The following is a 6,000-nucleotide window of genomic DNA, read 5'->3' as shown; positions in this document are numbered from 1 at the left end:
CGTCCAGCAGTTCTTGCGCGGCAGGTCCGACAGCAGCCCCAGAACCAACCGCCCGGCCCGCAGTCGGGGCTCGACCCGGGCAAACCGGCCCGCGACGCGGCCCATGGCCCCCTCGAACGCCTCCCGCCAACGGCCGGGATCTACGCTGTGACCTGCGGCCACCGTCTCTTCGTAAGTCCACACAGCTCACGATGATCAACGGTGGCCGCACCCGTCTCCACACCGGCCCCCGACCAGCAAGATCACGATCTACAGCTGGAGTATTAGGCTCTGTCCGGGTCATGGGCGGAGCCGGAGTCTGATCGAGGCGAGCGTGACGGTGCCGTGGAAGACGTAGGCGCGCTTGTCGAATCTCGTGGCCATGGCCCAGAAGTTCTTCAGTGCGTTGATCGTTCGCTCGAGATGGTCAGGTCGAGTCCGGGGGCGTCCACCAGCCAGCCGGGCAACACCGAAAGGGGTCGTCCGACGAGCGTCAATTCCAAGGTTCCTGGCAGGGGTCTTCGCCCAGCAGCCTCGCTGCGGCCACACAGAGGTCCTCACCGAAGAGCTGATTGCTGCCCCATTCGGAGCCCCACAGATCGGATGCGGCCTGGGCTACAGCGCGCCAGGAGTAGTCCTCCTCGCACCGCCACCTGCGGATCTGAGCGGCCATCTCCGGTGTGATCGCCGCCGGGGTGACCGTGTTGCGTGTCATCCCGGCGACCCTAAGGGCGTTGCGCGGAAGGCGGCCACCGGATTACGACCTCGCCCGACCAGTCCGCGTTCGGTATGACGGTCACCGAATGGAATCAGGTCGTCTGGCTGGGCGACCCGAAGGGGCCTTGCTGGCGACTGCCGGCCTGAGTGCCACTCCGAACCCGGGCCACCTGCGACGCGTGGCAGGCGCGGTCGTGGCAGTGGGCGGGCGAGCCCACGAGAGCCACGTTGAGGGCGGTGTCGAGTGTGCCCCCTCTGGCCCTGTGGGAAGAGACCGGCAGGTATGGGCAGGTCAGGGGCCCCATGTTCGGTCCGGGGACATGTGTCACCGCGCCATCTGAGACCGCTCGATCGGCAACTTTTGCCATAGCAGCAAGGCGCCTTCGCGCATCGGCACGGTTGCGCGCACGCTGGTTCTCGAGCGCCCCTGACCGCATGGGGGTGGGTACGAGAGGGCAACCGATGACCAGCAGTGACATAGCCGCAGCCGCAGCCGCTGCGGGCCGGCCCGACGAGCAGGACTCCGAGTCGTCCGCCTGCTTGGCCGCTGTGCGCCAAGTCGCCAGCCGGTTCACCGGGACGTACGGCCTGACGCAGGTCGACCCCGAGTTCGATCTGCTCTTCGCCGAGACCGTGGAGGTCTGGCACAGCTTCGATCACGAGACCGTGTCACTTCCCGGCAAGGAGTTCGCGGGTGCGATGCTGCGGATGCTCCGTGCGACCGCCGACCTCGTGAGAAACCACGCCGACCGCATCTGGTCCCTCCACGTCGACCACCACGGCTTCGCTCTGGCCGCCACCGCTTCGGGCGAATTGGAGAACGGCACCCCGGTGCGCATTTCACGTTGCCTCCAGGCGACGGTCCACGAGGGGCGCATCACTCGCATCTGCGAGTTCGGCGACCGACAGCAGCGCCTGCCGCTGGATGAAGCCCTGCGTGCCGCAGGCCGCTTCCGCAGCTGACACCCCCACCACCCCACCATCGCCAGGAATCATCATGGACGTCTTTCTCACAGGTGCCGGCGGCTATATCGGCGGAGCTGTAGCCCGCCGTTTGATCCGCGAGGGGCACACGGTGCGCGGCTTGACCCGCACGCCCGGCGTGGTCGGTGTTCTCGCCGCCGCCGGCATCACACCGGTCGTCGGGGACCTCGACGACGCGGCGCTGCTCAAGCGAGAGGCCGACCGCGCCGACGCGGTCGTCAACGCCGCTCACAGCGACCACCGCGGCGCTGTGGCCACCTTTGTCGACGCCCTGCGGGGTTCGGGCAAGGTGTTGATCCACACCAGCGGGACCAGCGTCATCGGTGACGATGCCCAGGGCCAGTACGAATCCGAGGTGGTCTTCGACGACGCGAAGCCTTTCGGCCCGGGGGACCACGAGATCCGGCGGGCCCGGTACGCCATCGACCGCTCCGTCGTCGATGCCGGTGCAGCGGGAGTGCGTTCGGTGGTGCTGTGCAACTCACTGATCTACGGCAACGGAACGGGACCGCGCCCGCAGACCGTGCTGATCCCGCCGCTGGTCACACAGGCCCAGGCCGGCAAGACCGTCCGCGTCGTCGGACGCGGCCTGAACCGCTGGTCGACGGTGCACCTCGATGACATGGCCGACCTGTATCACCTGGTGCTCACCGACCCCGCGGCCACGGGCTTCTACTTCGTGGAGGGCGGCGAGGACGCCTCGTTCGCCGATATCGGTGAGGCGATCGCCCGTCGGCTGGGTCTGGGGCCGGTGGAGCCGTGGGATCTGGGTTCCGCTGCGGCCGCGTGGGGGGAGGGTTTCTCCCGGTACGCCCTCGGCGCCAACAGCCGCGTACGTGCCACCCGGGCTCACGACCTTGGCTGGCGCCCCTCGCGCTCATCGATCACGAAGTGGATCGAGCAGGAAATGCCCTTGCCGTGAGGCGGTTGGCGCGTCGGTGGTGTGGTGGCGCGGTCAAGGGTGGGGCCGGGTGCTCGCCTCCAGGGTGAAAGATCCCTTCCGGTTGCGGACATGCAGCTTTCGCGTGAGCGTCTATGCGGAGTGTCCTCCGTACGGTGCGTCACCGTACGGGGATGAGGGGTGGGTTGTACGAGTGTCCTGTTGGCCGCTCCCGGCGTTTTCCATCAGAGGGACCCGGTGTGCGCGAACCTGGAGGTGGGCCTCGGATGACGACCGACCATGTGGAGCCGGCGGTGCCGGGCGGGGAGTGCGAGCGGGAGCCGGATCCGTCGGACAGTCTGCGGACGTTCGGGGCCGTCGTGCAGGCGCTGCGGGAGCATGCAGGGCTGAGCAGGGTGCAGTTCGGGGAGCTGGTCCGGTACTCCAAGCACACCGTGGAGTCGGTGGAGTTGGGGCGGCGGATGCCGGACGCGTCCTTCGTGGAGCGGGCGGAGGAGGCGCTGGGGAACACGGGGGCGTTGCGGCACTCGGCGCGGTTTCTGACGCGGGGGGAGGCGGGGCTGGCGGCTTGGTTCCGGCGGTGGGCTCGGCTGGAGCGGGAGGCGGTGAGTCTGTGTACGTATGAGTGCCGACTCGTGCCGGGGTTGTTGCAGTCGGAGGGGTATGCGCGGGCCGTGTTCGAGGGGACCGTGCCGGTGGCGCCCGACGAGCAGTTGGAGAACTTCATGGCCACGCGGATGGAGCGGCAGCGCATGCTGTTCGAGCGGCCTACGACGCCCTTCAGCTTCATCGTCGAGGAACACGTGTTTTGGCGGCGTTTCGGAGACGCGGAGCAGATGGGGGGCATGCTCGACCGGGTGTTGGAGCTGAGCGCGCCGCGCAATGTGACGTTGCAGGTCGTGCCGTTGGAAGCGGGGTTGCACGCCTGTCTGGACGGCCCTCTTCAGCTGGTGGAGACACCGAGGGGGCAGCGCCTTGCGTACTCCGAAGGTCAGCAGAACGGCCGTCTCATCGCCGGCCCGAAAGAGGTGAGTCTCCTCTACCAGCGTTATGACACACTGCGCTCGCAGGCCCTGAACGCCAAGGACTCGCGGGGTCTGTTGGAGCGACTCCGAGGAGAGCTATGAGCACGACGGAACTGGCGTGGTTCAAGTCCAGCTACAGCGGTAGCCAGGGAGACAGCTGCGTTGAGGTTGCCTTCACCGAACAGGCCATCTGCGTCCGTGACTCCAAGGATGTCACGCGACCTCACTTCGCCTTCGGGCGTGAGGAGTGGTTCCGCTTCGTGCGGTTCGCGGCCGGGACATGAGCCACTGCGTCCCGGCGGTGGCGTAGTCACGCTCACCGCCGGGACACCGCCTCAGCAGACGTTGGGACCACCCGCCTCGGTGGGAGAACCGGGCAGGCTTCCCTCTGCTTCGACTGAGGGTTTTCCATCTTGATCAGTTGGCGAGTTCGAGGGCGACGACGGCTCGCCCCGCCCGCCACCCGTGACTTCGCCCTGCGCGAGACCACGCTCGGCCTGGCCGGCGAGACCGTCGAACCCTGGGCCGGTCTCGCGAGCCGCTTCGGCTGCGTCGTCCTCGCCGACCGGCTCCGCGAGGTCCGCGTCCTGTCCGGCTTCACCCGGGTCTCCCCGGACGCCGCCGTCGTCCCCGCCGACACCTCGCGCCGGCTGAAGTGGCTGCCCGCCGTCGAGGTCTTCGGCGAGGGTGTCTTCCTCACCCTCGACCACGGCGCGCTGAAGGACTGGGAGGAGGACCCGGACGTACGCGGACGCGTCAAGGGCATGCGGGCCGACCTCGACCGTTCCTTCCAGAAGGACCGCCTCCAGAACGTGACCGGTCCCGAACTCTCCCCGCGCTTCGTCCTGTTGCACACCCTGGCCCACCTCCTCATCCGCCAGCTTTCCTTCGAGTCCGGCTACACCACGGCGAGCCTGCGCGAACGGATCTACGCCCGCCCCGAACAGGACCAGTACGGCATCCTCGTCTACACCGCCGCCGGGGACGCCGAAGGCACCCTCGGAGGACTCGTCCGCCAGGGCGAACCACCGCGGCTGGCCGAGACACTGCTGCGGATGACCGAGTCCGCCGCCTGGTGCTCCGCCGACCCGCTGTGCGCCGAACACTCCGGGCAGGGCTTCGGGAACCTCAACCGGGCCGCCTGTCATGCCTGCGCCCTGCTCCCGGAGACCAGTTGCGAGGCCGGCAACAGCCTCCTGGACCGGGCCCTCGTCGTCGGCGGCGAACGGGTTCCCGGCTACCTGCAGTCGATCATCACCGCGGCCCGCGCCGCCGCGGCGGGCGCCCTGGAGCAGCCGTGACCGTCACCTACCTCGACCTCGACCCCGACCAGCGGTCCGGCCTCGACGGGCTCCCCTTCGACGGCAACCACCTGGTCAGTGGGCCCCCGGGCAGCGGCAAGAGCGTGCTGGCCGCGCAGCGCGCCGCCATGCTCGCCCTCACCGGCACCCCGGTGGTCCTGCTGACCTACTCCAACCTGCTGCGCCAGTCGCTCGCCGGCACGGTGCACGCACTGGGCCCCGCGGACCGCTCGGTCCGCGTCATGACCGCACACCGCTGGCTCGCCGACTGGTACGGCACCACACCGCCCGGCGGCGGCGACGGCTGGTACGACTGGGACGCCCTGCACAACCGCGCCGCCGACACCGCACCAGCCGTCGGGCCCACCCTGGTCATCGACGAAGGCCAGGACCTGCCACCGGAGTTCTACCTGCTCTGCCGCATGCTCAAGGCCCGTACGACCGTCTTCGCGGACCAGTGCCAACGGCTCACCGACACCAACTCCACCCTCGACGAGATCGTCCGCAACCTCGGCCGGTGCACCCGCCACGAACTCGCCGGAAATCACCGCAACACCGAGCAGATCGCGTCCTTCGCGGCCCACTTCCACACCGGCGCCGGCACGCCGGTCCTGCCCGGTCGCCAGGGACCGGTGCCGCGCCTGCACCGCTTCCACGAGCGGGGCGTCGCGGACCTGCTCGTCCTGCTCGCCGAGACGCAGCCGGGGAAGAGCATCGGGGTGATCGCCGCCACCAAGCACACCCAGTTCTCCCTGCTCGGCAGCGTCCAGAACCGCGCGCCGCGCCTGAAGCCCCAGCTGTACACGTCCGAGTCCAAGGGCGGCCAGTACCGCAACCTCGACCTCGGCCGCCCCGGCATCGTGATCGTGCACCGCCGCAGCGCCAAGGGGCTGGGCTTCGACACCGTCGTCATCCCCGACACCCACGCGGACACGGGGACGGACCCCACCTCCGCCGCACTCCGCATGTCGTACTACGTGATGGCCACCCGCGCACGGCAGGAACTCCACCTCGGCTACGAAGGGGGATCCGAGCCACCGCTCCTGGCCCAGGTGAATCGCGGGGAACTGCAACGAGGGTAGAACGGCCCGTG

At 69.1% G+C, this 6,000-nt stretch carries 7 protein-coding genes and 2 pseudogenes; 6 read left to right on the top strand and 3 right to left on the bottom strand.

Annotated elements, in window-relative coordinates:
• The 3 genes and pseudogenes from ACF1DX_RS34005 to ACF1DX_RS33995 all read right to left on the bottom strand — a co-directional run.
• Nucleotides 1-162 (bottom strand): annotated as a pseudogene (locus ACF1DX_RS34005) (IS701 family transposase); the annotation flags it as partial.
• Nucleotides 163-279: 117 nt separating this feature from the next.
• Nucleotides 280-432 (bottom strand): annotated as a pseudogene (locus ACF1DX_RS34000) (IS5/IS1182 family transposase); the annotation flags it as partial.
• 40 nt (nt 433-472) lie between these two features.
• Nucleotides 473-694 carry a hypothetical protein gene (locus ACF1DX_RS33995; protein WP_391795016.1) on the bottom strand — a complete coding sequence of 74 codons (222 nt, stop codon included), beginning with the start codon at nt 692-694 and terminating at the stop codon, nt 473-475.
• 464 nt (nt 695-1,158) lie between these two features.
• On the opposite strand from ACF1DX_RS33995, the gene ACF1DX_RS33990 reads away from it, so the two are divergent.
• The 6 genes from ACF1DX_RS33990 to ACF1DX_RS33965 all read left to right on the top strand — a co-directional run bounded on the left by ACF1DX_RS33990 (nt 1,159) and on the right by ACF1DX_RS33965 (nt 5,989).
• The gene (locus ACF1DX_RS33990) at nt 1,159-1,659 is read left to right on the top strand and encodes a hypothetical protein (RefSeq protein WP_391795015.1); all 501 of its coding nucleotides are present in this window, start codon (nt 1,159-1,161) and stop codon (nt 1,657-1,659) included.
• A 34-nt stretch (nt 1,660-1,693) separates the two neighbouring features.
• Nucleotides 1,694-2,602: an NAD-dependent epimerase/dehydratase family protein gene (locus ACF1DX_RS33985; protein ID WP_391795014.1), complete on the top strand. Its 909-nt coding sequence runs from the start codon at nt 1,694-1,696 to the stop codon at nt 2,600-2,602.
• A gap of 245 nt (nt 2,603-2,847) precedes the next feature.
• Nucleotides 2,848-3,708 (top strand): helix-turn-helix domain-containing protein, encoded by an 861-nt coding sequence (locus ACF1DX_RS33980; RefSeq protein ID WP_391795013.1) that lies wholly within the window; start codon nt 2,848-2,850, stop codon nt 3,706-3,708.
• Nucleotides 3,705-3,890 (top strand): DUF397 domain-containing protein, encoded by a 186-nt coding sequence (locus tag ACF1DX_RS33975; protein WP_391795012.1) that lies wholly within the window; start codon nt 3,705-3,707, stop codon nt 3,888-3,890. Before ACF1DX_RS33980 ends, ACF1DX_RS33975 begins: the two co-directional genes overlap by 4 nt.
• 129 nt (nt 3,891-4,019) lie before the next feature.
• Nucleotides 4,020-4,907, top strand: coding sequence for a DrmB family protein (drmB, locus tag ACF1DX_RS33970; RefSeq protein ID WP_391795010.1), 888 nt, complete (start codon nt 4,020-4,022; stop codon nt 4,905-4,907).
• Nucleotides 4,904-5,989 (top strand): AAA family ATPase, encoded by a 1,086-nt coding sequence (locus ACF1DX_RS33965; RefSeq protein ID WP_391795009.1) that lies wholly within the window; start codon nt 4,904-4,906, stop codon nt 5,987-5,989. Before drmB ends, ACF1DX_RS33965 begins: the two co-directional genes overlap by 4 nt.
• Nucleotides 5,990-6,000 lie beyond the last annotated feature (11 nt).

This window comes from Streptomyces sp. NPDC014676 (assembly GCF_043084105.1).
Classification (GTDB): domain Bacteria; phylum Actinomycetota; class Actinomycetes; order Streptomycetales; family Streptomycetaceae; genus Streptomyces.
Note: the sequence above shows the minus strand (reverse complement) of the source record. Positions and strands in the feature narration are given on the sequence as shown.